The following is a 25977-nucleotide window of genomic DNA, read 5'->3' as shown; positions in this document are numbered from 1 at the left end:
GCATTTTTATAAAATAAACTAAACCACAAACTATTCAGATAAATGGGTTAAATTTGATTTTTACAAAGTATATTCTACAACATGGCAAAACCCAAAGAAGCTAAGAAACCCGGTGTTTTTAGTTTGCTTGCAGCGTATAAAGGCTTAATTTTTCTATTGATTTTATTTGCCCTGTTAAGCAACGGTATCAATTTATTACTTCCTAAAATTATTGCCCGTGGAATTGACTCCTATACAAACAAAACCTTCAATGTAGATGAAATCCTTTACCAGTTTGTTGCGGCCATAGTGCTGGTTTTCATTTTTACCTATCTGCAAAGCATCGTTCAAACCTACGCTTCGGAGAAAGTAGCAAAAGATCTGCGTAGCAAACTATCCGATCAGATTTCAAAACAAAGCCATGCCTATATTACTAAAGCGAATCCGGCAAAGCTACTGACCAATCTCACGTCCGATGCCGATTCAATTAAAATGTTTGTATCGCAGGCTATTGTTTCTCTGGCATCGTCCCTTTTCCTGATTGTTGGCGCCAGTATATTATTGCTTATGACAAACTGGAAACTGGCCTTGTGTGTGATTGCTATAGTGCCGGTTATTGGTGGAGCATTTTACTATGTTTTGAAAAAGGTTAGGGTATTGTTTATTAAAAGCAGGGAGGTAATTGATTGGTTAAACAAAGTAATCAGCGAGAGTATCCTTGGATCGGCTTTAATCCGGGTAATTAATTCACAACAACTGGAATACAACAAGTTTCTCGATCCCAATGGGAAAGCCCGTGATCTGGGGCTTTCTATTCTTCGTCTGTTTGCCAGTTTGATTCCAATCATTGTATTTGTAGCTAACTTATCAGGCTTAACCATCCTGGTGCTCGGCGGCCATTTCGTAATTACCGATAAGATGACTCTGGGAGAGTTTGCAGCCTTTAACAGTTACCTGTCGCTGATTATTTTCCCAATTCTGGTGATTGGTTTTATGAGCAATGTTATTGCGCAGGCAACCGCATCTTACCAGAGAATTGAAGGGGTGTTAAATGCCCCACCGGTAGCACACCCGGGAATGTTAACTAATGAATTGACGGGTGAAATCAATATTGAAGATGTTTCTTTATCTCTTGGACAAAAACCAATACTCAAAAATATATCTTTAAGTGCTAAGAGTGGCTCAAGAACTGCAATCATCGGCCCCACGGCTGCAGGGAAAACACAACTGCTTTACATCCTTACAGGCTTAACAAGTCCTGACTCAGGTGTTATACTTTTTGATGGGAAAGAAATTAATATGTACAATCAGGAAAGTTTCCATAAACAGGTTGGATTTGTTTTTCAGGACAGCATTATATTTAATATGAGTATCCGGGAAAATATTGCTTTTAGTGATACGGTAACAGATGAATCGTTAGCGAAAGCCATTCAAACTGCAGAACTGAAAGACTTTGTCGATGCTTTGCCCGGGAAATTGAATACCATTATTTCTGAAAGAGGAAACAGTCTTTCAGGGGGGCAGAAGCAACGGATTATGCTGGCAAGAGCTTTAGCCATCAATCCTAAAATCTTAATACTGGACGATTTTACTGCCCGCGTTGATACCAATACGGAAAAACGAATCCTGGAAAATATCCAGAAGAATTATCCTGATCTTACCTTGTTATCGGTAACTCAAAAAATAGCTTCAGTTGAACATTACGAAAATGTAATCCTGCTGATGCAGGGTGAGGTCATTGCTTCAGGAACCCATCAGCAGTTGCTTAAGAGCAGTCCGGAATACGTCCAGATTTACAATTCACAACAGAGTACCAGCAATTATGAACTACAATCTTAATCAGCTTAATCCCGGGCAAAACAAGCAATCTACTTATCAGGCGCTAAAAAGATTGCTGAAGCTGATTGAGGCTGAGCGTAAAAAGCTTTGGCTGGCGCTGGTGTTTATTCTGGCAAACTCAAGCTTGCTTTTGGTAGGTCCACTGTTGGTTGGTCATACCATAGATACTTATATACGGACCAAACATTTTCATGGTGTGCTTGTATTTGGCGGAATCCTGCTGGTGATTTATTTATGTGCCATGATTACAGGGTATGTACAAACCAAACTCATGGGTGGAATAGGGCAGCGGATGCTGTACACTTTACGCAATGCAATTTTCAATAAACTACAGGAACTACCGGTTTCCTTTTTCAACCAGAACAAGGCTGGCGACTTAATTTCGAGGGTTAATAATGATACGGATAAGCTTAACCAGTTTTTTTCACAATCGTTGATGCAGTTTATTGGCAGTATTGTAACGATGCTTGGGGCGGGGATTTTTCTATTGTCCATTAATACCGAACTTGGTGTAGCAGCACTTTCGCCTGCAGCACTAATCATTGTGTTTACAGTTGCCTTATCACCCTGGGTTAAAAAGAAAAATGCAAAAAACCTGAAAAGTGTAGGTGGTTTAAGTGCTGAAATTCAGGAGAGCCTGAATAATTTCAAAGTGATTATCGCCTTCAACCGACGCGACTATTTCCGGAAACGTTTCGATGAGGCCAATCAGGAGAATTATAAAACCGCTATAGGTGCTGGTTTGGCCAATAATATTTTTGTTCCGGTATACGGACTCTTGTCCAGTGCAGCACAATTGATCGTGCTCTTGTTTGGGATTTACCTCATCGCACATGGCTATTTTTCTATAGGGTTGCTGGTGAGTTACATTTCTTATTGTACCAATTTTTATAACCCATTGCGTCAGCTTGCCGCTCTGTGGACCAGTTTTCAGGTAGCTATGGCGGGCTGGGACAGGATTTCACAAATTTTATTACTGGAAACGAACTTGAAGCAGATGGATGAAACGCCACAGCTTAGTTCGGATGCGTTGCTGGAATTTAGGGATGTTCATTTTTCTTACGATGATTCAAAAGAGATATTGCATCAAGTTAACCTCAGGTTTGACAAAGGGAAAACCTATGCACTTATCGGGCCAACAGGAGGGGGTAAAACAACTACAGCATCTTTAATTGCCCGTTTATATGATGCGACGAAGGGTACCGTACTTTTAAATGGGAAAGACATCAGGACATTTAGTGCCGAAGCACGGACACAGAAAATTGGTTTTATTTTACAGGAGCCCTTTCTGTTTACCGGAACGGTTAAAGAAAATATTCTCCATGGCAACAGCCAGTATAAAGATGTAAGTGACGCCGAGCTGGAAAAGATTATACAGGATGCAAGTTTAGGTGCGCTCCTGGCGATTTTTGACGAGGGATTGAACACCAATATTGTTTCAGGATCGGATGGCATTAGTTTAGGGCAAAAACAGCTGATCGCTTTTATGCGGGCTGTGCTTAGAAGTCCTGAATTACTCATTCTGGATGAGGCAACCGCGAATATCGATACCATTACCGAGAAGTTGCTGGGCGATATCCTGAATAAACTTTCAAAGGAAATTACCCTGGTAATTATTGCCCACCGCTTAAACACCATTGAAAATGCCGACGAGATTTACTTTGTAAACGAAGGTGAGGTGCAAAAGGCCGGAACACTGGATCATGCACTCGATATGTTACTTAAGGGTAAGCGTGTAAGTTAAAAACATCTACTATGAAAAAATATTTCCTCTTATCATTCTTTATCTCAATTACTTCATTTTCTTTCAGCCAGTCTGCTGCTCCCGTTTTTGTTCAGGATAGTCTGAAGCTCATTTCTTCGCAGTTTAAATTTACAGAAGGCGCTTCTGTGGACAAGCAAGGTAATGTATTCTTTACCGATCAGCCAAATGATAAAATCTGGAAATACGATATAAAGGGCCAGCTCAGCTTATATATGGACAAATCGGGGAGGGCAAACGGTACCTATTTCGATAAGAAAGGCAACCTGATTGTTTGTGCTGATGAAAATAATGAGATATGGTCTATCGGCAAGAATAAGAAAGTAAGCGTCTTGTTCTCTGATTATGAAGGTAAAAAAGTAAACGGGCCTAATGATATCTGGCTTGATGCCAAGGGAGGGATTTACTTCACTGATCCATATTATCAACGCGATTACTGGACAAGGCAGAAGTCTGAACTTAATGGCGAAAAAGTATATTATCTCCCAAAAGGAACTAAAACTGCTTTCGTTGTTGCTGATGGGATGACCAGGCCAAATGGCATTGTTGGTACACCTGACGGAAAATACCTTTATGTGGCCGACAGGGTGGCTGATGTGACATACAGATATGATATCGATAAAGATGCAACTTTAGGTAACCGGATGCTTCTTTTTAAGCAAGGTTCGGACGGGATGACATTGGATAGTGCTGGAAATATTTACATTACAGGAAAAGGTATAGATATCTATACACCAACGGGCGAAAAGACCGGGCATATCGATGTGCCGGAGAACTGGTGTGGGAATATATGCTTTGGAGGTAAAAACAGGAATATTCTTTTTATTACGGCCTCCAAATCGCTATATATGATAGCCACAAATGCCAAAGGAGTGGAGTAAATGCATTATGGTGCTCACTAAAACACCGTCAGGCAGTCTAACTTCAGATCTATTACGCGGTTGTGTGATAACTATAGGCTTATTGTTAAACTATCTTTCAGTAATTTTTGAAAGTTTAATTTGTTTTAATTATATTTGGTTAATAAATTAGAGCTGATGAAAAAAGTTAATAAAACCTTATTGCCGGGATTTATTGTTCCTAATATCCTTATCATAAGCGCAATCGCGATCACAAGATATCTTATTGGACCGTCCAAACCCGGTGTTCTTGTTTTTTCTGAATTTGTAATTCTTCCTGTGTTAATGGGGATATTGAGTTCATGGTTTTGGAAAACAGTTCCGCTTAAAACAGCTACACGCGTTGGTTATTCGGTTTTTAATGGTTTGATTGCTATTGTGCTGAGTTTCTTTTTTTTGAGAGAGGGTACCATCTGCTTAATTATTGTATCACCACTTATTTTCGTATTTGTTGTAACCGGGGCATTCATCGGCAAGGCTATGTTCAATAAAAATAATCAGACCTTGAATGTGAGTTTTGTATCGCTGTTGTTGGTGGTATTTGCAGCAGATTCACTCTCAGAACATCATTATGAAAACATGGTATCTGATGAGGTTATCATTAATGCTACACCTGATAAAATCTGGAAAAATGTGGTAGCGTTCGACAAGATAAAAAAGCCAAATGAATACTGGCTGTTTAATATTGGTATGCCAAGCCCATCGCAAACTACAGTAACAGGCTATAGAAATGGTGCAGGCAGGAAGTGCATCTTTAGTAACGGATATACATTTGATGAGAAAATTGTAACTTTTGAGCCGGATAAAAACCTAACTTTTGATATTACAGCACAACCACATGATCCTGAAATTATGGAACATATAGACATCCAAAGAGGTCAGTTTTTACTTAAGGATAATGGCAACGGTACCACCACGCTAACTGGCAACAGTTGGTACAGCTTGAAAGTATTTCCTGTCTGGTATTACGATCTTTGGGCAGAAAGCATTACCAGAAATGTACATCTAAGAGTAATGGATCATATTAAAGTTTTAAGCGAAACAAATAAATGCTGTTTTCATTTGTAGTGAAGTATCTGGGGTTTTTAAAGGGTATTCCTTTATTAGCACAGATTTTTGATAATGTAATGAAGCTTTGGCTTTTTGTTGTTGATCCGGAACGCCTGGATTTGCTTGACGAGCTTGAGAATACCGCATTAAAATGGGAGCAAAACTCTGTCGCCTTACATCAGTATGGAGGCATTCAGTTTAATTTCAGCGGAAAAGAGTTCGCTCATGTTCACAGCAATGGTATTCTGGATATTTTATTATCCGCTCAAATTAAGTCTGATCTAATTCTGGCAAATAAAGTTAGTGAACATCATTTGATTACTAAATCAGGCTGGGTTACTTACTACCTTAAAGATAAAGAGGGGCTCGCTTTAGCTATTGATCTATTAGCATTAGCCTATAAAAGAGTAGCCAGCCGAAAAGTTCTGGCTACAAAATTAGCCTAACTTCCTTCCCGTATTAATTACATTTACGCCGTTAAAACGTGTGGTTGCACTTCCATGAGATACTGCACTTGCTTGTCCGGGTTGGCCTTTACCGTCGGAAAATGTTCCGCCCAGGCGGTAGTCATTCTGATCACAACGTTGTACACATGAGTTCCAGAATTCCTGGGTGTTTGCCTGATAAGCTGCATCTTTAAACATGCCCACAATTTTGCCTTCTTTTATCTCATAAGCCAGTTGTGCACTGAATTGAAAATTGTAGCGCTGCTGATCAATAGAATACGAATTTCGGCCAAACATATAAATGCCTTTTTCCACATTTTTAACCATATCAGCGGCACTTAGTGGTGCGTTGCCGGGGGCTAAAGAAACATTGGGCATTCTTTGAAACTGGATGCTGTCCCAGCTATCGGCGTAACAACAACCCTGGGATGCCTTCAGTCCGAGGATATGTGCCTGATCGCGTATAGTTTGATAATTAACTAAAATACCATCCTTAATGATATCCCAGTTGCCACATTTAACCCCTTCATCGTCATAACCCACAGCACCTAAAGATCCTGGTTCCGTTTTATCTGCCAGAATATTTACTTCTTTACTGCCAAAATTGAATTTTTTCGATTCCCATTTATCCAGGGTCAGGAAACTTGTTCCGGCATAGTTTGCTTCGTAGCCTAAAACGCGGTCTAATTCTGTCGGGTGACCGACAGATTCATGTATGGTTAGAAAGAGGTGAGAAGGGTCTAAAACCAAATCGTATTTCCCCGGTGCAATGGGTTTAGCTTTTAGCTTTTCATCGACGTGAACAGCTGCTTCGCGAACATCTTCCAGGATATCATAACGCTTTTTATAAAGGGTTACTGGGCCACCTTTAATTTTCTCTGTGTCTTTAGGATTTAAGTACTCAAATCCCATCCCCATTGGGGCACTTAATGCACTTCTGGTTTCAAACTTGCCGCTGGCCGAGTCCGTTTTTGTGAGGGTAAAAGTAGGCCAGATTCTGTGAATATCCTGATCGATATATGACCCATCTGTAGAAGCAAAATACTTCTGCTCATTGATCATAAAAAGATTAGAGTTAATATATTTTGCACCGCCTTTCATTGCTTCACTGTTCACTTTCAGTAGCAGGTCGACCTTTTCTTTTATTGGAACCTCAAAGGCATTCACCTCTAATGGCGTCTTCCAGCTCACTTCACCGAACCCTTTTTGCGGGGCAAGTTGAACAGGCTCCTCCATGAGTTTGGAATTGCCTTTTGCGATAGCAACCGCCGCCGCTGCTGCTTTGGCAATGCTATCGTTGTCGAGATTGTTTGTTGCCGCAAATCCCCAGCTTCCGTTGGCAATTACCCGTACTCCCAAACCATAAGATTCAGCATTGGAGATGTTTTCAACCCTGTTTTCTCTTGTGACTACCACCTGATTCAAGTACCGTCCAATCCGAACATCGGCATAGGTTGCTCCTTTGCTTTTTGCAGCATTCAGGGCAACATCAGCCATTTGCTTTTTCAGGGCAACATCAACAGGTGTTAATGATTCTTCTACAGAAATTATTTTGCCAAATGCGGGTAAATTGGGCAGCATTGTGGTGCCCAGACCCACGCCAGTCATGTATAAAAAATCTCTTCTTCTCAATTTTCGGTTTTTAAATTGTATGGTAAAAATGAGCAATCCAAACCCTGAGTTTAGATTGCTTCATTGCTTCGCCTGGCAATAACGATTCAATTAATTAAATCGCGTCAGACAGCGAAGTAAAGGTGAAATCCCTGATTTTCATTGGCGGAATTAGCCCACTTCCGGTTCTTACGGGTTTACCCAGTGCTTCAACATTGTTTAACATAATCACCGGACTCTCGTTAAATCTGAAGTTTTTAATTGGGAATTTAATCTCACCATTTTCGATATAGAAAGTACCATCACGCGTCAAGCCTGTCAGTAGTAAAGTTTGAGGATCTACAGAGCGGATATACCAGAAACGCGTAACGAGAATACCTTTTTCTGTACTTTTAATCAAATCTTCCAGTGATTGTGTTCCGCCTTCCATTACAATGCTTCTGCTGAACGGTACTGGCTGAACATTTTTCTGTGCGGCCCAGTAACGGGAATAAGAAAGGTTTTTAACCACACCTTTATCTACCCATTGTGTTCTTTTTAAAGGTAAGCCATCGCCACTCCATGTGGAAGAGGGCACTTCGGCATTGAGGGGATCAGAGTAGATGTTTACATTTTCAGAAAAAAGCTGTTCGCCTAAACGCGTACCGCCACCTTTTTTGCTCATGAAACTTCTGCCTTCATCAGCACTACGGGCATCGAAACCCCTAAACATGTTGCCTAACATATCGCTGGCCGCAAGCGGCTCTAAAATGACAGTATACTTTCCTGGTTCAATGGCTTTTGCTCCTGCAGAACCATTGGCTTTGCCTGCTGCAATTTTACTCAGTGCCAGGGTGTCCATTTTGGACAGGTCGTTAAAATCCTGCTCAACATATCCTGATCCCGTTCCCTGCTTATTTCTAACCGTAACAGAGAAGGAAACATTTGTGCCTTTATTGTATGCAAATAAACCTTTTGAGTTCATGATTGCATTAAAACTGGTAGAGTTTTCCAGAAAGCCTGCAGCATCTAATCCTGCTGCTTTGGATACACTTAAACTTTTTCCTACCATTTCCGCGCGGGTATCTGGTGTCATTGCCGCAGTATTCGCATTAAATGTTTTAGATTCATCAAAGGTGGCTGGGCCTAGTAATGGCATAAACTCAGGGTTTTCAGGAGCCAGCATCGCCAGCTCTTCCGCTCTGCGCACCACTTTTTCAAGTGAAGCATCATCAAACTCATTGATCGTTGCCGAACCTGTTTTCTTTCCATATGTAGAACTTACGCCCAAACTCATGGTACTGATTTGTCCTGCGGTTGAAACGGCATTACGGGCATAACGAATGTTTCCGCCATCAGAACCTCTTAAACTTACTTCGCAGAAATCGGCTTTTGAAAAGCCAACTACCTTTTTTAATATCGCCTGGGCTTCTTCTTTACTTAGTATAGCCATAATTATATCTTTCTTGCTGTATTAATAACATTAACTCCATTGAATCTTGCAGTTGAACTTCCGTGAGAAACGGCACTGCTTTGCGAAGGCTGACCTTTTCCATCGTTGAATGATCCACCTAAACGATAGTCACTTTCATCGCAAACCGCATTGCACGAATTCCAGAATTCCTGCGTGTTTGCCTGATAGGAAACATCGTTTAACATGCCTACGATTTTTCCTTCCTTGATTTCATAGAAAATCTGCCCTCCAAACTGGAAGTTATAACGTTGCTGGTCGATAGAAAAACTGCCATCGCCGATAATGTAAATGCCTTTTTCAACATTTTTAATCATATCATCAACGCTAAGCTTTTCTTTACCCGGCTGTAAGGAAACATTGGCCATACGCTGGAACTGAACATCGTCCCAGCCCTGAGAATAGCAGCATCCCTGTGATTCATTTAAACCAATGATGTGTGCCTGATCGCGAATGGCCTGGTAATTGACCAATACACCATCTTTGATTAAATCCCATTTCTTGCATTTTACGCCTTCATCATCATAGCCTACTGCGCCTAATGAGCCCACCTGGGTTTTATCGGCTACAATATTGACTTTATCACTGCCAAATTTGAATTTCTTTGATTCCCATTTATCCAAAGTCAGGAAACTGGTACCGGCATAGTTTGCTTCGTATCCCAACACGCGGTCTAATTCAGTCGGGTGACCAACAGACTCGTGGATGGTCAACCAAAGGTGAGATGGATCCAACACGAGATCATATTTACCCGGTTCTACCGATTTTGCCTTAATTTTTTCTGATGCTACACGCGCGGCCTCTTTCACATCTTCAAGCATATCATAACGGCCTTTGTAGCGGGTTACAATACCACTTACTTTATCTTCCGGACGGGCGTGCATATACTCATAACCTTTACCCATGGGCGAACTTAAGGAGTTGCGGGTTTTAAACTGTCCCGAAGCCCGGTCTATTCTGGTGACATTAAAATTCGGATAAATCCTGTGTACATCCTGATCAATATAAGACCCATCTGTTGAGGCAAAATATTTTTGCTCATTCACGGCAAAAATCACCGAGTTGACGAAGTTCGCTCCGTTTTGCATGGCAACATCGTTCACGTTTAAAAGCAAATCTACTTTTTCCTTTACAGGTACTTCAAAGGCATTGATTTCGATAGGTGTTTTCCAGCTCACCTCGCCGTAACCTTTTTGAGGCGCCAGCTGAACAGGCTCACCCTGGATCTTTGCATTTGCCTTTGCCACTGCAACCGCTTGTTCAGCACATTTTGCAACTGCATCTTTGCTTACATTATTTGTTGCGGCAAAACCCCAGCATCCATTGGCCAAAACGCGTATGCCCACACCATAAGATTCGGTATTGGCTACACCCTGCACACGCTTTTCGCGGGTGGCGACAAACTGGTTGAGGTAACGGCCAATGCGTATGTCGGCATACGATGCACCTTTTGATTTCGCAGCGTTGAGCGCTACATCGGCCAGTTCTTTCTTGATCTTAACATCAACACCCTCAAGTGCCTGTAAAGGATCTATGGGCGTTCCGAAGGCGGATAAGTCGGGAAGCATAAGCGCCCCAAAACCCATTCCTGATAAATAGAGGAAATCTTTTCTTTTCAATTGGTTCGGTTTAGGTGATTTACGATCTCAAGATAGCCATTAATGTGCTTAGATAGCCAATATATTTATAACATTTTAGTTTCAAACTGCAGTTAGGCTGAAAGGATTCTCGATTCGTACCATAAAAAGGCAGAAGCAAGTATAAATCCTGATAAAAACCACCATATTGAAACCTCCTTTTCTGAAAAGTTATTCGTTAGTGAGGTTTTTGTAGTGTGATGGTTTGCTTTGTTTGAAAGCTGTGAGGTAGAAATGATAGTTTGTTGATTTTTTAAAGCCAGCCAGTCTGTATTTTTATAAACAAAGAAAGGTTGAGTTGATTGGTTGACAGATAATGCCTTCCAGCCAGAGGTTTCTGGCCAAAAGGACGCCTGCCACTCAAACGGAAGCTCAATATTTTGCCCGGGTGCAAGCTTTACACCATTAACTTTTATTTGTGGCGCTTTACCCGATTCAGCTAAATCGACAATAAATTCTGTTTTCCCGTAAATTGATGGAAACTGAGGGAGTATTTGAACAGATTGAGCTTCATGTTTCTTTCTTGCTGCCGCTGATAAAACTGCAGACCAGTACCTGGTGTAATCTGTTATTCTACCGGATAGAAGCCAGTTGAACGTTGAGGTGATTGAAGTGATGAGCATTTTTCCTGATCCCTGAAGGGTACTGCTCACTAAAGTTTTGCCGCTTCCATCAATAACCATAGGCTTATCATTCACAGTCGTCTTTAAAAATAAAGTCTGTTCCAGTGGAAGCTTGCCAAATTTGTAATCTTCGTCCTTTAACGATAGACTCAACTGTTTATCTTTCGAAGGAGGCAATTCAAACCTGCCAAATCTGGAGCTAAACGCAGAGGCAGGCTTTAGATCGGAAATTCTGATGAACAAACCCAATCCACCTTTAACGCCATCGTTTATGGCTGTTCTTTCGTCCGGTGCAATTGCTGCAAGTTCACCCTCATCTATGATTAAAACATCGAATTTTTTTAGGGAAGAGGCCGTGATCCGGTCGACGTTTAAACTATCTGTATTCAGGAAATCTGAGCTGTATTTATCTTTGCTGATCCTGGTCCGGAAAACCAGCGGATACTGGTTATCGAACAGCCATTTTTTCAAAAATTTATATTCAAAATCAGGATAGGAAGATAATATCAAAACTTTCATTTTGCCTTGTTCAGTCACAATAAAGGGTAGGGGCTCTTTAGCCAGGGTATCATTGTTCTCCAAACTGATCAGCTCATAAACTGCCCTTCCAATTTGTTTTGGCTGGGTTTTGAATGAAAAAGGTTTGCTTGAATTTGGTGCAACTGAAACTGAATCAATTGAATTTCCCAGGCCTTTTAACAAAAGCTTTACACTTTCGCTACTGCTATTCTGATAAACCCCCTGAACCTGTAGTTGTTCGGTGGATTTGATTGTTTGTTGCCAGTTAGCAGAAATGATGCCGCCTGGTTTTGCAGCCGGATGGAAATTTATCCCGTAACCTGCTAAACCTTTTAAGTCTTGATCTGATAAACCGTAGCCATAAATATTAAGTTTATTAATATCCGGATGAGTGGCAAGGAAATAGGGTAAATCCTGAATCTGTTTGGTTTTAAGCCCCTTTATTGTAAAGGCCAGGGAATATTTCGTGCCGCTTATTTTTGCAACAGAATCAGGGTTTGTTCCTTTTGTAAGTAAGGTAATTTCATTTATGTTTTGGCTGGATGGGATGCGATACTTCACCGGAACAATCAAAAGGGCAAAACAAGTTACTGCCATCACGGAGGCAATAAGCCGCCACATTAACCTTGCCTTATCTGCTCTGGAAATCTCTTTGTATAACAAAAAGGAAAGCAGAATGAAGCTTAAAATGATAGCGATATATTTGAATTCCATGCCTATCTGCCTGCTTTGTTTAAGTTATTGAAATAGTTTTGATACAGGGCCGAAGCGGGAAGGGCACTTTGTATTTGTGGACTGGCCGTTTCACCTTTAATCATTTTTTGTATCGCTTTCTGGGCGATGTCGATATCTGAAACCTGTAAGCGGGTATTGCCTGACAATCGTCTCAAACTGGTCAAAGCATTTAAATAGGTTGTTGGGTTGTCGGCTGCGGCACCAATCATATACTTTTCAGTGTCGCTCAATAAAAAACGATCACCTTCAGTAAATTTCTTTCCTGACTTTCTACTTTCCAAAAGGGCCAGCGAAGCTTTTAACTGGACCATTCGCTGTTCCTTCCGTTCGGCCAACATTTTTTGAACAGGCTGCATAATCTTATCCAGTTCACCACTTAATCGTTTTTCGGGTTTTAGTGATGCGGTTTTGACTGTTGTTTTTGCCACGTAAGCCCTTGATTTTTGCTGAAGGTCTTTTAATAATCTTAGTGCCTTATATTCATAAGGCAAGGCTTCTTGTGGTTTATAAGTTCTCAAACGCAGTTCTGCATTCCACATTTCCGTTAAAACGGCTTTTAACTGTGCTTTCATTTCCGGTTCAAAAAACGTAGCATCTTCAGCAATATCATGTTTATGGGCGTACTTATCCATTATGGCGGTAACATCTCCAAATTTTTCAGGCTCCGCTGCATGCTCCGCATGTTCATCGTGATCGTCGTGGTCGCCGCCAATTTCAGTCTCATTTTCTTCGCCCAAAAACTGACCATAGCGAAGCCTTAGTAGTTTCTGGTCGATCCCCAGCTCGTTACTTCGGGTTTTGAAAGCCTCTGCAGATAAACCAGACTGTTCTTTTAACAACTTTTCTGTATCAATAATAATCTGCCGTTCACTTCTAAAATATTCCGGAACCAGGTTAACGCCGTTCGTCATACCAGCCATGCTCATGAGCTCGGTTGTATCTACAATTGAAACGAAATAAACGTCTGAACGACTGGATTGACCATGGTTGTCCATTGCCTTGATGAAAAAATAAAGTTCATCGCCAGGTTTCATACCTAAGCTTTTTAAATCGATTTCCTTGCCTAGAGCGATGTGCTTCTGGTTATTGAAACTGGTGTTGAAGCTTAACTTTTTTTCGGTAAAGCTTACACCTTCGCCTTTACCACTGGCCATAGTTGCTGAAATAAAAGCATCATTGATTCCATAGTCATCACTCAGGTTTAGTTTTAGATTAAACTTTTGCGGTTGACCGATATCGATTGTTGTACGTTGCTTCGGTTGTATGATCTTAATGTTTACCGGTAAATCGGGTATAACTTCCATTTGGTATAAATCTGATCTTCTGCCATCTATCTCCAGTTGATAGAAACCTGATTTCTCAATTGTCTTTGCAAAAGTCCACTTTGTAGCTTCGCGGTTTTGCGGTTTCAAAACAATTGTCTCCTTATCATTGAAAATAATCTTCATTGTTTTCAGACTAATGTTTGTATCGAATTGCCAGATTACTCTGGCGCCCGTTTCTGCCTTGATGGTAAATTGCTTTTGTTTACGTTCAGGTTTACCGGTGTAGGCAGGGGGTATGATGGTAACGTCAAATGCGGAAACTTCTGCGGGGACTTTTTCCTTGATTATCGGTACCGGGTTTTGATTGGCGGAGGCCACCTGATGTGCTTTGTGAATCTGGGGAATTTTTGTGATCCCGAAACTGATCAGCAAACCAGCCAATAGAATTGCTAAGCCTATATATAATTTTCTTAGCGGCTCTTTTTCGGGATTTATGGTATGGATTACTTTTTCGATTTTTGCCAGCTGTAATTTTTGCAGCATGGATAATCCTTCCGGATGTTGAAGCAGCAAATCGGCACTTTCCTCGAGTTCAGGATATTGATGATTGATGAATCTGGAAAAATCGCTATCTGAGCTTTTCCAGATAGGCTTAGCAACCAATAAAATGATCAGAATTATAGCCAGTACAATTACAAAGTACCAGGCAGCTAAATGAAGTACATGCACAAGCAATGCAGAAATTACCAATGCCATTGCCAGGCTAACCGCTAGTAAGCGAAGCAGATAAAGTGTTATCCACTTTTTCCTTAAGCGATGTATCCAGATTTGTCCCTCAGTTTTTGACATAAACAATGGTTTTTTTTCTGAAAGATAAAATCCGCTCAATGGTAAAGAGCAGTAAAGCCAGCACCCAGTAAATATGGTTGACTGGTGCATTTGTAGTTTTTTGTACAGTGCCTGAAGCGGCATTACGTTTAACTACTGTTTGTTGTTCATCGGCCAATTGGCGCTGGTCTGCAGCATTATGCTTAAAACCAAAACCTTCCTGGTCTGGATCCTGAATCACAACAGGCATTAAAGCTTTTACAAATACCCCATTCCATACCAGTTGGTTCCATTGTGGATTAAAACGGCTATAGAAATGATAGATATTCAGGTTACTTAATTGCTCATGACCCAAAATGGTATTGCCGAACCCATCAACCCAGATTTTATCAAGCGTTTCTGGTGATTGGATTCGTTTTGTTGAGGAAATACTTTCTCCCTCGATGCGGAGGAAAGAGGCCTCCGGAATTACCCTTCCTTTTTCATATTGGAATAGTGTGCCCTTATGTTCTATTGAAGATTTGAAACCACGAGAAACGGGTTCGTCAGAAAGCCAGAAGCCAATGTCGGCTTTACTTTCGGGATTTATTTCCAGCCGGCGGTTACTGAAGCCTGAAATGGCACGGAGTGCAGCAATCAGGTATTTCCTGTCGTTAGTGCCTGAAGGTTCATAAATGGCAATTTTAATAGGGCCAGCATCATTGTTTTTTACCCGGGTGTATGTTGTATTTGAAGGATTTGATGCAGCTTCATATTTTATTCCTGCATATTCGGCAATCCAGCTACTTGTCGTATCAGTTTCATTTAATGTTTTCCAATTCAGGTTGTAATCCATTTGAGGGATTCCGCTTTCAAGGTTGGCAAGCCGGCGATCAGCAAAAAGGAAGACTTGGCTGCCTGACGGCAGAACATCATTCAGCTGATTGAGCAAATGGCTATAACTTAGTGAAGTAACTGTTGAATGCTGAGTATCTGCTGTATCCTTCAAATTTAGCGTGGCAAATGCCGTATTAAATTCATGAAGTTCATAACCCCGCTTAATCAATGAATCGATCATTCTGCGGTTATCTTTGTAAACCTGAAGTAGATTAGATTTTTGCACTAAAATCCAGCCACTGTTTTTTATTGGTAAGGTTTTCTTAATTACTGGCTGTGCGAGGATAAAGGCAATAATGATCAAAAGTAAACACCGCAAAATGAGTAATAACCAATCGTTGATCCTGAAGCTTCTTGAGCTCGCGCTTGAACGTTCTCCTAAAAGCGTAATGCTTCCGATTTTTAATGTCTTTCCCTGCTTAATATTCCACAGGTGGATAATCAGCGGAACAATTAAGCCTGCCAGCGCCAGTAAACCTATGGGATATAAAAACTGCACAGTTAAATTCTAAGTTTGCTTCTTTGTTTTAAAAAATCTCTCAATGCCTGATCCAGCGGCTCATCAGTACAAATCGTTCTGTAAAATATTCTTCTATCCAGCATTTTAGTTCTGGTTTCAGCTAAGTAGTTTGCCAGTTTGGTTTTGTATTCCGTTCTGGCTTTAGACTGGTCAATCTGTATGGTTTCTCCCGTTTCCAGATCCTCAAAAGAGGTGTAGCCTTTAAAATCAAGCTCGAGTTCGTTTCTGGAAACCATATGAAAAACCACAATTTCGTGGCGAAGGGTATTTAAAGTATCCAGCAGGTTAATGATTTCATCATCAGTTTGGTATAAATCAGTCACAAAAACCAATAGTTCCCGTTTTTGTGCACCTGCAAACAGTTCTTTGTAATGAATGGGTTTGGTGAATGTTCCATCAGGATGAATGGTTTCCAGTTGGTAAAACAACCTTGCCAGATGCTGAAAATCCTGTTTTGGTGTCATGGAGAAGATCCCCGAGTTTTTCAAGACATATAAGCCGATGGCATCGCCCTGTAAGTTTGCAAGGTATGCCAATGATGCACCAAGATATCTGGCATAGTCAATTTTAGTGAAATCACCATCGCTGTGATTCATGGAGGCACTTGCATCGATTAAAATCCTGATCGCAATGCTTGTTTCCACTTCTGATTCGCGAATGTAATAGCGGTCGGACCGGGCAAACATTTTCCAGTCCAGCGAACGCAGGTCATCGCCCGGCTGATAGCTACGGTATTGGCTAAACTCCAATCCGGCACCTTTTATAGTGCTTTTATTAATGCCACTCATAAAGCCATCGATTGTCATTTTAGCCGACAAGCTCAGTTCTTTAATCGCCATTAAAACTTTCGGATCGAGTAGTTTACTCATTAAATATTTGCTTTGGGTTTTGAAATAGCTTTGATCAGTTCACTGGTAACCTGATCTGAAGACACATTTTCAGCTTCTGCTTTAAAGTTCATCAACACCCTATGGCGCAATACCGGATAGGCCATGGTTTGTAAATCTTCCAGAATCACGGCATACCTGCCTTTAAATAAAGCCCTTGCTTTGGCGGTTAAGATTAAAGCCTGACCTGCACGCGGCCCTGCTCCCCAACGCACCCACTCTTTAACAAAGGTTACAGCAGTGGTATCAGGCCTGGTGGCGCGGATCAGTTCACTGGTATAGCTAACTAAATCATCGCTGATGCTTACTTCTCTGGTAATGGATTGCAATTCTTTTATTTCTTCAGCCCCGATAATGGGATTGATTACTGCTTTTTTACTTCCGGTTGTGCTGCTTAAAATTTGCGTTTCTTCGGCTGCCGTTGGATAGCCAATTTTAATATATAGCAGAAAACGGTCTAGCTGCGCTTCAGGCAAAGGATAGGTTCCAGCCTGCTCTATCGGGTTCTGGGTAGCCAGAATAAAGAATGGCCGGTCTAAGGGATATGTTTGTCCGCCGTAAGTTACTTCAAACTCCTGCATCGCTTCCAGTAACGCAGACTGCGTTTTGGGGGGCGTTCTGTTTACCTCATCTGCCAGTACAATGTTTGCAAACAAAGGCCCTTTGTTAAATTTAAAGAACCGCTTGCCGGTGACATGGTCTTCTTCCAGAATTTCCGTACCCACAATGTCGGTAGGCATGAGGTCGGGTGTAAACTGGATCCTGCGGAACGATAAATCGAGCGCCTGCGACATGGTGCGTACCATTAAAGTTTTTGCCAATCCAGGTACGCCTTCCAGCAAACAGTGTCCACCGGCCATTAAGGCAATCAGCATTTCTTCAATAATTTCATCCTGCCCAACAATTACTTTCTGTATTTCGCTTTTTAACAGGGAGATTTTACCAATCAATAATTTTAAGTTACTTTCTGTACGCTCCAAAACTTTATTTTTTTTAATTGTGCGGTATTGTGCCTCAATATAGGTCATAAACACAACCTTTTTTTATCTTAATCTCAGAATATCAAAAAATTTACAAGATAATTCCTTCAAAAATCTGAATTAATAAAAATTGGCGGTAATTTAGAACAATGCAAAGAGCCAAGTTTACGTTTGCGAGATTGAAGTATAATTCAGGAGATTGGGATACCGACCAGCGTATGCCCTCCAATGTACTAAATTCACTTTTAGAATACACCACAATTCCTTTAGATGAGGAAGAGAAGATCATTGAGTTGAGCAGCCGCGATTTGTTTAAGTATCCGTTTTGCTATTTGAGCGGACATAAACTGGTGCAGTTTAGTCAGCAGGAGGCCGTAAATTTCAAAACTTACGTACATAATGGGGGCTTTGTTTTCGTTGATGACTGCAACCACGATATCGATGGTTTGTTCGCCCGTTCCTTTGAAACACAAATGAGTAATTTATTCGGCGCTACGGCTTTGAAAAAGATTCCGAACAATCATGGTCTTTACCATTCGTTTTTCAAGTTTGAAAAAGGTCCGCCAACAACATCTTTTGAATTAAATGGTTGGGGAGATGATCTGGTACATGACTACTTAAAAGCGATAACCATAAACAACAGGATAGGGGTTTTATATAGCAATAAAGATTACGGCTGTGAATGGGATTATGATTTTAGAAATAAACGTTTTCTGGCTGAAGATAATACGAAGTTCGCTGTGAACATCATTTTATATGCGATGGGTATCAATAGTTAATGACTCTACATGCTCATTATCAGTTTGATGGATGTGATGCTGCATCTGATTTCTTCCCGTAAGAATCTGCGGAATGTTTAAGCCTGTTCGTGATTATTCACAAACTGTTGATTAAAACTTTTTTCTGTTCAGTTTATTCAACCCCCGAAAAATTAAAAGTCATTATATAGTTTTGTGACTCCTACTTATATAGGGATAGACGACTATAAAAAAGCCCTTTCAGGATTGAAGGGCTTTTTTACTTTTAAGCCGGAAATAGTGATATTCAGCTCTAGTACCGTTAAATTCCCAATCGTTACACGTTGCCTGTTTCCAGCAAGTGAGACAGCAAAAGCATATTCCAGGATGTTAAAATCTTCACTTTTAAGTGCTTAATTTGTAGCTTTGACAAAATGTCCCCTGACTACCCCAACCATAATGATGAATTGAAATATCTCGAATACCTTAAAGAAGGTAAAAGGGAGGGTTTCGATTTTATTTATGCGAAGTACAGTAAGTTGCTTCTGCCCAAAATGCAGCGCATGGTGAAAATTACTGAAGTGGTAGATGAGTTGATGCAGGACGTTTTTTTGAAGGTTTGGCTGAAGCGGGAAGAAATAGATTTATCGAGATCGTTTGCCGCCTGGATTTTTACAATTGCCCAGAATACCATTTATGCCTACTACAGGCGCGTTGCCCTGGATGTGAAAATGCAGCGCTATCTGCTTGAAACTTTTGCCGAATTTTACGAACAAACTGAAGACTACCTTTTTAACAAAGAACGTGTTGAACTGCTTAATCAGGCCATCGAAAAGCTTCCTGCACAACGCAAGGAGATATTCAAGCTATGTAAAATAGAAGGTAAAAGTTATCAGGAAGCTGCGGAAATCATGTCGCTCAGTGCTTCTACAGTAAGTAATCAACTGGTTAGCGCCACAAAGTATATTAAAAGGTATGTATTCTTCCATTCAAAAGAATTTATTATGCTTTGCATTGCGGCCTATTTAAAAAAATAAAAAAAAATCAAGTGCGAATAGTGTGTTTGTCCATCTCGTGCATATTATATATTGACAACGATGGAAAAAAGCCCTTTAAGAAAACAATTGTTTGAACGATTTATTGCGAATGAAAGCAACGCAGATGAGCTGGAACAGCTTTTCCGTTACTTTGAGCATGCAGATCAATCTGAACTTGAAAGTTTAATTAAAGCAGAATTCGACAAGTCTGGAGACGACTTCAACCAGGAGGATAGCCCACGGCTGGCGCTTATCCAAAGCGAATTGAACCATAAACTTTTTGCAAAACCTCAGCATCCGGTTTTAAAACTGATCAGGGCCGGCAATTTCATGAAAATTGCGGCTGCGGTATTGGTGGTTATTGCTGCGGGACTGTGGTTTGCCAATCTTTTATCGTCGGCACCTCAGGTGATCCCTGGATCTGCCAGGGCATTTTTGAGTGTTGGTGAAAAGCTGGACACACTGGGTGTTAAAAAGGCAGGGGTTATCTATCAGCATGGTGGCGTTACTGTAAGTACAAAGGCTGATGGGACTATTGTCTACATGGCTGTAGATGCGGATTCGGCAAGTGCTTCCAGGCTGAACACCATTACAACTCCAAGAGGCGGTGAGTACAAGGTTACGCTGAGCGACGGCTCAATGGTAATGCTTAATGCTGGCTCAAAACTTACTTTTCCTACGGGCTTCCGTGGAGCCGAAAGAAGGGTGTATGTCGATGGTGAGGCTTTCTTCAGGGTGGCCAAAGATCCGCAGAAACCATTTATCGTAACTGTAGGCGGCAACGAGGTGAAGGTGTTGGGCACACAATTTAACGTGAGTAACTATCCTGAAAACGATGGAGTGGAAACAACCTTGTTAGAAGGAAGTGTTAATTTCTCCAATGCCTACGGCAAAGAGGTGATTTTGAAGCCTAATCAGCAGGTACTTTCTGCCTATGGACACTTAACGCTAAAAGACGTAGCAGCTGAAGATTTCAACGCCTGGACACAAGGGGAATTCCTGTTCAATGACGTTCCCGTATCGGTAGTGATGCAGAAACTTGCCAGATGGTACAATGTAGATGTGGATCCTCAGTCAATGCCTAAGAAAAACCTTTACATCAGGATATCCCGTCAGGCGGATATTGATGAGGTGCTGAACATGATTTCAAAGGCAACTGATCTGGAATTTGATTTAAAAGGAAACAAGATTGTTTTTAAAGAGTAAGCTTATACCTGTCGTCGTCAATTAACAACCAACCAAACTTATTTTTATGACAAACCATTACTTTCGCTTCGTCCGGACGGGACGGAGTAATTTATTGAACTGGTCGGCATTAGGCTGTTTACTGTTATTTTTTTCGCTGAATGTGAAGGCGCAAAACAACCAGTATAAGTTTTTCCAGGCACCGCTCAATACGGTGATTGCTCAGATTTCTCAGAAAACATCGTATGAATTCGTTTATGATGCAGCGCTTGTTAAAAAAGCCAAACCTATTACGATTACTTTAACTACACCCGACATTCGCATTTTGATGGATGCCGTGACCAAAGGCCAGGATTTTACATATGAAATCAGCAATGGACGGACAATCGTTTTGAAAGCAATTAGTGAGAAACAGGAGGAATACACATTGCATGGCATGGTAACTGACAGCTTAGGGGGGGCGCTTCCTGGGGCTTCGGTGAAATTGAAAGGAACCACACGGTATACGATGACCGATGGGAATGGCCACTTTAATATAAACTTAACCAATGAGTTTAATACGCTGGATGTTAATTATATTGGGTATTTAGCTGAGACCCAAAAGGTAGGAAAAGCAGATGCATCAAATATTTTAACAGTACGTTTAAAACCGAATTCATCATTATTAGCTGATGTTGTTGTTAATGGATTTCAAACAATTAGTAAAGAACGTTCAACAGGTGCAGCAGCAATTATTGATAACAAAAAATTAAACGAAAACATTAACGTCGATATATTAAGTGCATTAGAAGGTCGTGTTGCTGGTTTAGTTTATAATAAAAATCCATTTCTCCGTGGTGATGCAGATCAACCAGTGCTAAGAGGGCAAGCTACATTTTCAGTAAGTTCAGGGTCCAATGCACCTCTCGTAGTCATCGATGGATTGCCTTCCGAAACCGCTTTGGAAGATATTAATCCATATGATATCGAATCAGTAACGGTTTTGAAAGATGGTGCTGCAGCATCGATTTATGGTTCAAGATCGACAAATGGCGTAATTGTATTAACTACTAAGAAAGGTAACAACCCGCTGAAGATATCTTTAAATACTGATTTTTTTATTGATACGAAACCAACTTTTGGTAGCATGCACTATGCTTCAACTGCTGATATTGTAGATTTCGAAACCGATGTGTACAATCGAGAACGAGGTAAATATGCAAATACTGAAACGATGTTTGCAGCTTACGGAACTGTAGCAAATGGAAGCATCAGATACTATAGTCCGCTTTATCAGTTATTTCGCGATAAAGATGCCAATAAAATTACCACTGATCAGTTCAACCAGCAACTGACTAATTTCAAAAATGCTGATTATTATGAGCAATACCGTGATCATGTTTGGCAAAATGCTTTCCGTCAACGCTACAACCTATCATTAAGTTCAGCAAGTTCGAAATCTAACACATTCGCTTCGGTTAATTATGATCGCTCCGCTGAACGCGTTATCGGCAACAACAATCAAAAGCTGACATTGTATTTTAAAAACACCTATAATATCAAAAAGTGGTTAACATCTAGTATTGGATTTAATGGTTCATACTCAACTAATCGATCAACTGATTCTGACTATAGTAATTATCTTAACATATCACCAAGATATGCCTCTATTGTTAATGCAGATGGTAGTTTAGTTTATGCTAATTATGTAAATCTTCCAGATGGTATAGCAGGCTCAGTGATTAATGGGGCGGTTGCTGGCGCATTGGTTAACACACCACAATATAAATCCTACCGGTTCAATATTTTAGAATCATTGAATGAGGGAATTTCCAATGCCAATACAGTTTCATTAAGGGCATTTGCAGATATTAACGCGAAAATAATGGAGGGATTAAATTTCTCCAGTCAGGTTCAATATGAAATGGGTACGACCAAAACAGAACAGATTTATGATGTAAACTCTTATAAAATGCGTGCGGCATACAACGCATTGGTGGGCTATACTCCATCTACAAATGTATATACATATGGTTTGCCAACTGGCGGAAGAATTAGCCAGGGTATGCAGCAACGTAATTCCTATACATTTAGAAATCAGTTAAGCTACGATAAATCTTTTAGTAATAAGCACTCCATTGCGGCAATTGCGGGAACGGAAATGCGTCAGACTTTTTTACCTATCGGAATGAGTGACATCAGATACGGATATGATCCTGTTACGCTGACTTCGACGATCATTAATAATCAATCTGTTAGTCAAACGGGTTTGCCGAGTTATATATTCGGCGGAAACAGAACGTTGGGTATAGCTGCACGTTCGTTCCAGGAAACCAAACATCGGTACCTTTCCTACTATTCAAATGCATCATATACCTACTTAAACCGTTACAATGTTACCGGAAGTTTCAGGATTGATCAGGCAGATTTTTTCGGCGCTGACCCGGAATTCAAAAATAGACCTCTTTGGTCAGTTGGTTTAGGTTGGAATGCAAGCAACGAGAAGTTTGTTCAATCTTTAGAATGGATAAACCTGCTTAAAGTTCGTGCTACATATGGTGTAAACGGAAATCAAAATACTGAAACAACTAAGTTTCTAACGGCTAGAAGAGTGAACGATACGTTATTTCCATCACTTCAATATCTAAATATTGTTGGTTTACCAAATCCTAAATTAAGGTGGGAGAAAACTGAAACCTATAATTTAGGTTTAGACTTAGCGGTTTTGGGAAACCGTTTACGTGGTACTATTGACTATTATGACAGGAAAAGTACAGATTTGATGGTTACAACGGACCTCGATCCTACTGTTGGTACTGCTTCCTTGGTTATAAATAACGGAATACTTAGAAACAAAGGTGTTGAATTTACGGTAAATGGCGACTGGCTTAAGTCGAAAGATTTTATTCTGAGTTCAACATTTGTGATAGGATTTAATAAAAGTAAAATCGGCAGAGTGAATAGAGCGCTTTCTACTGCAAGTAATTACACCACCTCTCCATCAACATACTACACTGAAGGATCAGATTACAACACCTTATATGCTTATCGTTACGGAGGTATGATTAATGGTTATCCATACTTCTTAGATGAGAACGGTAAAGCTAACCTGGAATTTGATGCGAGCGGTAATCCGCTTGTTTCAACAAGCAAAGACATCAATAATTATGCTGCTTTGGTGAACATGGGAACGCTGATACCTACCTATAATGGATCTTTTTCTCAACGTATATCTTATAAGAATTTCGATTTAAACGCACTATTTGTTTTTTCTGGCGGTAACGTGATGAGAAAAGATGTTACCCCTTTGGGATCCAATGATATTTCTGATCTGGATATCACACAACGGTATAAAAACGGGGTTACTCCTGAATTGCCAAGGCTATATGTTGATTATGCAGAGACGATGCTGAATAGGGCGTCTAACATCTCAACCATGTGGCAAAAAGCTGATGTGAATGTGGTGAAGGCTGATTATGTGAAACTCAGGTCAATTTCATTAGGATATAATATGCCGAAGCAGGTTCTTAAGCGATTAAATATTCCATCGGCTAAGTTTACCGCACAGGTTAACAATTTATGGTATGCAAGTGCTGCAGGTGATGATATTGATCCGGAATCTTATTCTTTGAATTCAGGCACACGGACCTTGCAAAATCCGAAATCATTTGTAATGGGTATCAATTTAACTTTTTAACATCATGAAAAAAAATATAGCAATCATTGCATCTTTTTTAATCGTATTTTCGATTTCGGGATGTAAAAAATTTACGGATATCACCCCAAGAGGATCTCAAATTGTAGAAACGGCCCAGGACTATTATGAGCTGGTTTCTTACCCAAACAGAGCATATCTCATTTCGAATTTCCAATATTTAGTGGATGATATGTGGATGAAGGAATCCAATTTTATAGGTATCACCCCCAACATCAATACGGTTCATTTCAGTTTCAATGAAAACATTGATCGTGTTTCAATGATCACCAGTTCTAATTTTTACGAACGTGCCTATGTTTATATTAACCGTTGGAATACCATTATTTCCTCTGTAGATGCGAGCAAAGGGGATGACAATGTTAAGGCTTTGGCTAAGGCTGAAGCTAAAGCTTTACGGGCTTTCGATCATTTTCTTTTAGTAAATGTTTACGCAAAAGCTTACAATCCGGCCACAGCTGCTACCGATGGAGGTATCTGCATTATGGATAAATATGATCTGGAGGCACAACCTACCAAATCAACCGTTGCTCAGGTATACGATTTTATACAAAAAGATATAGATGAGGCCATTCCTTATCTGCAGGAAAAGACACTGGATCCGTATCATCCTTCCCTTGCTTTTGCATGGGCGCTGAAGGCAAAGATTCATTTATTTAAAAGAGAAATTGCACAAGCCAAAGCCGCTTGCGAAAAATCGCTTTCCTACAATAACCAGATTTTTGATCTGGTGAAATACACCACTACGCAGGGTGGACCAACAGTGACACCTATTGTCGCACCGAATAATCCTGAGGTGTTAAGCTACATGTATATGCAAGGTTACAATGAAACCAATTTCGGATATACCTGGTTGATTAGTCCTGAGCTTAGGGCATTGTTCGGAACAAACGACGCACGTTTCAATATGTTCTTCAATACTACGAGTGCAAGTTTTCTGGACATTGGATCAAATGCTGCTTATTACAGCATTGCGTATACACGTTTCTTTTATCCGACTGTTGGCTTAAAAACCACTGAAGTTTATTTAATGCAGGCCGAATGTTTAGCCCGCGAAAATGATTTAGCCGGTGCAATGGCCGTAGTAAATACGCTAAGACAGAAACGTATTCTTTCGGGCACCATTAATCTGCCTGTTCCTGCAACGAGAAAAGAGACCATGGAAATCATTATCAACGAGCGCAGAAAAGAGATGGTGCTTGGTTTTAACCGATTCTTTGATCTTAAGCGATTAAATACAGAACCGGAATATGCAAAGACAGTAGTTCGTGTATATCCTGTAGTAAATAAAACCGTTCCTCAGCAAACCTATACGCTACTGCCTAATTCGAGGTTGTATGTGATCCCGTTTCCTTTAAATGTGCTTAAAAAGAATCCAAACCTAACCTTAAATACCGACGAAAAGCTACCATTTTAAC

The 25977-nt window shown here is 40.5% G+C and carries 18 protein-coding genes; 10 read left to right on the top strand and 8 right to left on the bottom strand.

Annotated features, from left to right (window positions below):
* Window positions 1–81 precede the first annotated feature (81 nt).
* The 5 genes from AB669_RS10040 to AB669_RS10020 all read left to right on the top strand — a co-directional run bounded on the left by AB669_RS10040 (window position 82) and on the right by AB669_RS10020 (window position 5975).
* Window positions 82–1818, top strand: coding sequence for an ABC transporter ATP-binding protein (locus AB669_RS10040; protein ID WP_047799179.1), 1737 nt, complete (start codon window positions 82–84; stop codon window positions 1816–1818).
* Window positions 1802–3562 (top strand): ABC transporter ATP-binding protein, encoded by a 1761-nt coding sequence (locus AB669_RS10035; RefSeq protein WP_047799178.1) that lies wholly within the window; start codon window positions 1802–1804, stop codon window positions 3560–3562. The genes AB669_RS10040 and AB669_RS10035 overlap by 17 nt, the downstream gene beginning before the upstream one ends.
* Window positions 3563–3573: 11 nt before the next feature.
* A complete protein-coding gene (locus AB669_RS10030; RefSeq protein ID WP_053058360.1) occupies window positions 3574–4461 on the top strand; it encodes an SMP-30/gluconolactonase/LRE family protein in 888 nt (295 codons plus the stop codon).
* Between the two features lie 156 nt (window positions 4462–4617).
* On the top strand, window positions 4618–5547 hold the full coding sequence (locus tag AB669_RS10025; protein ID WP_047799177.1) for a hypothetical protein: 930 nt from the start codon (window positions 4618–4620) through the stop codon (window positions 5545–5547).
* On the top strand, window positions 5529–5975 hold the full coding sequence (locus AB669_RS10020) for a luciferase family protein (RefSeq protein WP_047799176.1): 447 nt from the start codon (window positions 5529–5531) through the stop codon (window positions 5973–5975). The genes AB669_RS10025 and AB669_RS10020 overlap by 19 nt, the downstream gene beginning before the upstream one ends.
* Here AB669_RS10020 and AB669_RS10015 read toward each other — a convergent pair.
* The 8 genes from AB669_RS10015 to AB669_RS09980 form a co-directional block, all read right to left on the bottom strand.
* Window positions 5967–7607, bottom strand: coding sequence for a TldD/PmbA family protein (locus AB669_RS10015; RefSeq protein WP_047799175.1), 1641 nt, complete (start codon window positions 7605–7607; stop codon window positions 5967–5969). The genes AB669_RS10020 and AB669_RS10015 overlap by 9 nt on opposite strands.
* 94 nt (window positions 7608–7701) lie before the next feature.
* A complete protein-coding gene (locus AB669_RS10010; RefSeq protein ID WP_047799174.1) occupies window positions 7702–9018 on the bottom strand; it encodes a TldD/PmbA family protein in 1317 nt (438 codons plus the stop codon).
* Window positions 9019–9020: 2 nt separating this feature from the next.
* Window positions 9021–10655, bottom strand: a complete 1635-nt coding sequence (locus tag AB669_RS10005) for a TldD/PmbA family protein (protein ID WP_047799173.1) — start codon at window positions 10653–10655, stop codon at window positions 9021–9023.
* A gap of 92 nt (window positions 10656–10747) precedes the next feature.
* Entirely contained in the window at window positions 10748–12529 is a 1782-nt protein-coding gene (locus tag AB669_RS10000; protein ID WP_047799172.1) for a hypothetical protein, read from the bottom strand.
* A 2-nt stretch (window positions 12530–12531) separates the two neighbouring features.
* Window positions 12532–14664, bottom strand: a complete 2133-nt coding sequence (locus AB669_RS09995) for a DUF4175 family protein (protein ID WP_047799171.1) — start codon at window positions 14662–14664, stop codon at window positions 12532–12534.
* Window positions 14651–16018, bottom strand: a complete 1368-nt coding sequence (locus tag AB669_RS09990) for a BatA domain-containing protein (RefSeq protein WP_047799170.1) — start codon at window positions 16016–16018, stop codon at window positions 14651–14653. Before AB669_RS09990 ends, AB669_RS09995 begins: the two co-directional genes overlap by 14 nt.
* A gap of 2 nt (window positions 16019–16020) precedes the next feature.
* Window positions 16021–16908 (bottom strand): DUF58 domain-containing protein, encoded by an 888-nt coding sequence (locus AB669_RS09985; RefSeq protein ID WP_047799169.1) that lies wholly within the window; start codon window positions 16906–16908, stop codon window positions 16021–16023.
* Window positions 16908–17954: a MoxR family ATPase gene (locus AB669_RS09980; RefSeq protein ID WP_047799168.1), complete on the bottom strand. Its 1047-nt coding sequence runs from the start codon at window positions 17952–17954 to the stop codon at window positions 16908–16910. The genes AB669_RS09985 and AB669_RS09980 overlap by 1 nt, the downstream gene beginning before the upstream one ends.
* 101 nt (window positions 17955–18055) lie before the next feature.
* On the opposite strand from AB669_RS09980, the gene AB669_RS09975 reads away from it, so the two are divergent.
* The 5 genes from AB669_RS09975 (at window position 18056) to AB669_RS09955 (ending at window position 25976) form a co-directional block, all read left to right on the top strand.
* Window positions 18056–18685: a DUF4159 domain-containing protein gene (locus AB669_RS09975; protein ID WP_047799167.1), complete on the top strand. Its 630-nt coding sequence runs from the start codon at window positions 18056–18058 to the stop codon at window positions 18683–18685.
* Window positions 18686–19077: 392 nt separating this feature from the next.
* Window positions 19078–19680: an RNA polymerase sigma factor gene (locus tag AB669_RS09970; protein WP_053058359.1), complete on the top strand. Its 603-nt coding sequence runs from the start codon at window positions 19078–19080 to the stop codon at window positions 19678–19680.
* 60 nt (window positions 19681–19740) lie between these two features.
* A complete protein-coding gene (locus tag AB669_RS09965) occupies window positions 19741–20886 on the top strand; it encodes a FecR family protein (RefSeq protein ID WP_047799166.1) in 1146 nt (381 codons plus the stop codon).
* Between the two features lie 46 nt (window positions 20887–20932).
* The gene (locus AB669_RS09960; RefSeq protein WP_082120647.1) at window positions 20933–24541 is read left to right on the top strand and encodes a SusC/RagA family TonB-linked outer membrane protein; all 3609 of its coding nucleotides are present in this window, start codon (window positions 20933–20935) and stop codon (window positions 24539–24541) included.
* Window positions 24542–24545: 4 nt separating this feature from the next.
* Entirely contained in the window at window positions 24546–25976 is a 1431-nt protein-coding gene (locus AB669_RS09955) for a RagB/SusD family nutrient uptake outer membrane protein (RefSeq protein ID WP_047799165.1), read from the top strand.
* Window position 25977: the final 1 nt, after the last annotated feature.

Source organism: Pedobacter sp. BMA (genome assembly GCF_001027745.1).
Classification (GTDB): domain Bacteria; phylum Bacteroidota; class Bacteroidia; order Sphingobacteriales; family Sphingobacteriaceae; genus Pedobacter.
Note: the sequence above shows the minus strand (reverse complement) of the source record. Positions and strands in the feature narration are given on the sequence as shown.

Excerpts from the sequence above, each read along its gene's own strand:
- AB669_RS10040 (WP_047799179.1), top strand. The coding sequence starts at position 82 with ATGGCAAAACCCAAAGAAGCTAAGAAACCCGGTGTTTTTAGTTTGCTT.
- AB669_RS10035 (WP_047799178.1), top strand. The coding sequence starts at position 1,802 with ATGAACTACAATCTTAATCAGCTTAATCCCGGGCAAAACAAGCAATCT.
- AB669_RS10030 (WP_053058360.1), top strand. The coding sequence starts at position 3,574 with ATGAAAAAATATTTCCTCTTATCATTCTTTATCTCAATTACTTCATTT.
- AB669_RS10025 (WP_047799177.1), top strand. The coding sequence starts at position 4,618 with ATGAAAAAAGTTAATAAAACCTTATTGCCGGGATTTATTGTTCCTAAT.
- AB669_RS10020 (WP_047799176.1), top strand. The coding sequence starts at position 5,529 with ATGCTGTTTTCATTTGTAGTGAAGTATCTGGGGTTTTTAAAGGGTATT.
- AB669_RS10010 (WP_047799174.1), bottom strand. The coding sequence starts at position 9,018 with ATGGCTATACTAAGTAAAGAAGAAGCCCAGGCGATATTAAAAAAGGTA.
- AB669_RS10000 (WP_047799172.1), bottom strand. The coding sequence starts at position 12,529 with ATGGAATTCAAATATATCGCTATCATTTTAAGCTTCATTCTGCTTTCC.
- AB669_RS09995 (WP_047799171.1), bottom strand. The coding sequence starts at position 14,664 with ATGTCAAAAACTGAGGGACAAATCTGGATACATCGCTTAAGGAAAAAG.
- AB669_RS09985 (WP_047799169.1), bottom strand. The coding sequence starts at position 16,908 with ATGAGTAAACTACTCGATCCGAAAGTTTTAATGGCGATTAAAGAACTG.
- AB669_RS09980 (WP_047799168.1), bottom strand. The coding sequence starts at position 17,954 with ATGACCTATATTGAGGCACAATACCGCACAATTAAAAAAAATAAAGTT.
- AB669_RS09975 (WP_047799167.1), top strand. The coding sequence starts at position 18,056 with ATGCAAAGAGCCAAGTTTACGTTTGCGAGATTGAAGTATAATTCAGGA.
- AB669_RS09970 (WP_053058359.1), top strand. The coding sequence starts at position 19,078 with ATGTCCCCTGACTACCCCAACCATAATGATGAATTGAAATATCTCGAA.
- AB669_RS09965 (WP_047799166.1), top strand. The coding sequence starts at position 19,741 with ATGGAAAAAAGCCCTTTAAGAAAACAATTGTTTGAACGATTTATTGCG.
- AB669_RS09960 (WP_082120647.1), top strand. The coding sequence starts at position 20,933 with ATGACAAACCATTACTTTCGCTTCGTCCGGACGGGACGGAGTAATTTA.
- AB669_RS09955 (WP_047799165.1), top strand. The coding sequence starts at position 24,546 with ATGAAAAAAAATATAGCAATCATTGCATCTTTTTTAATCGTATTTTCG.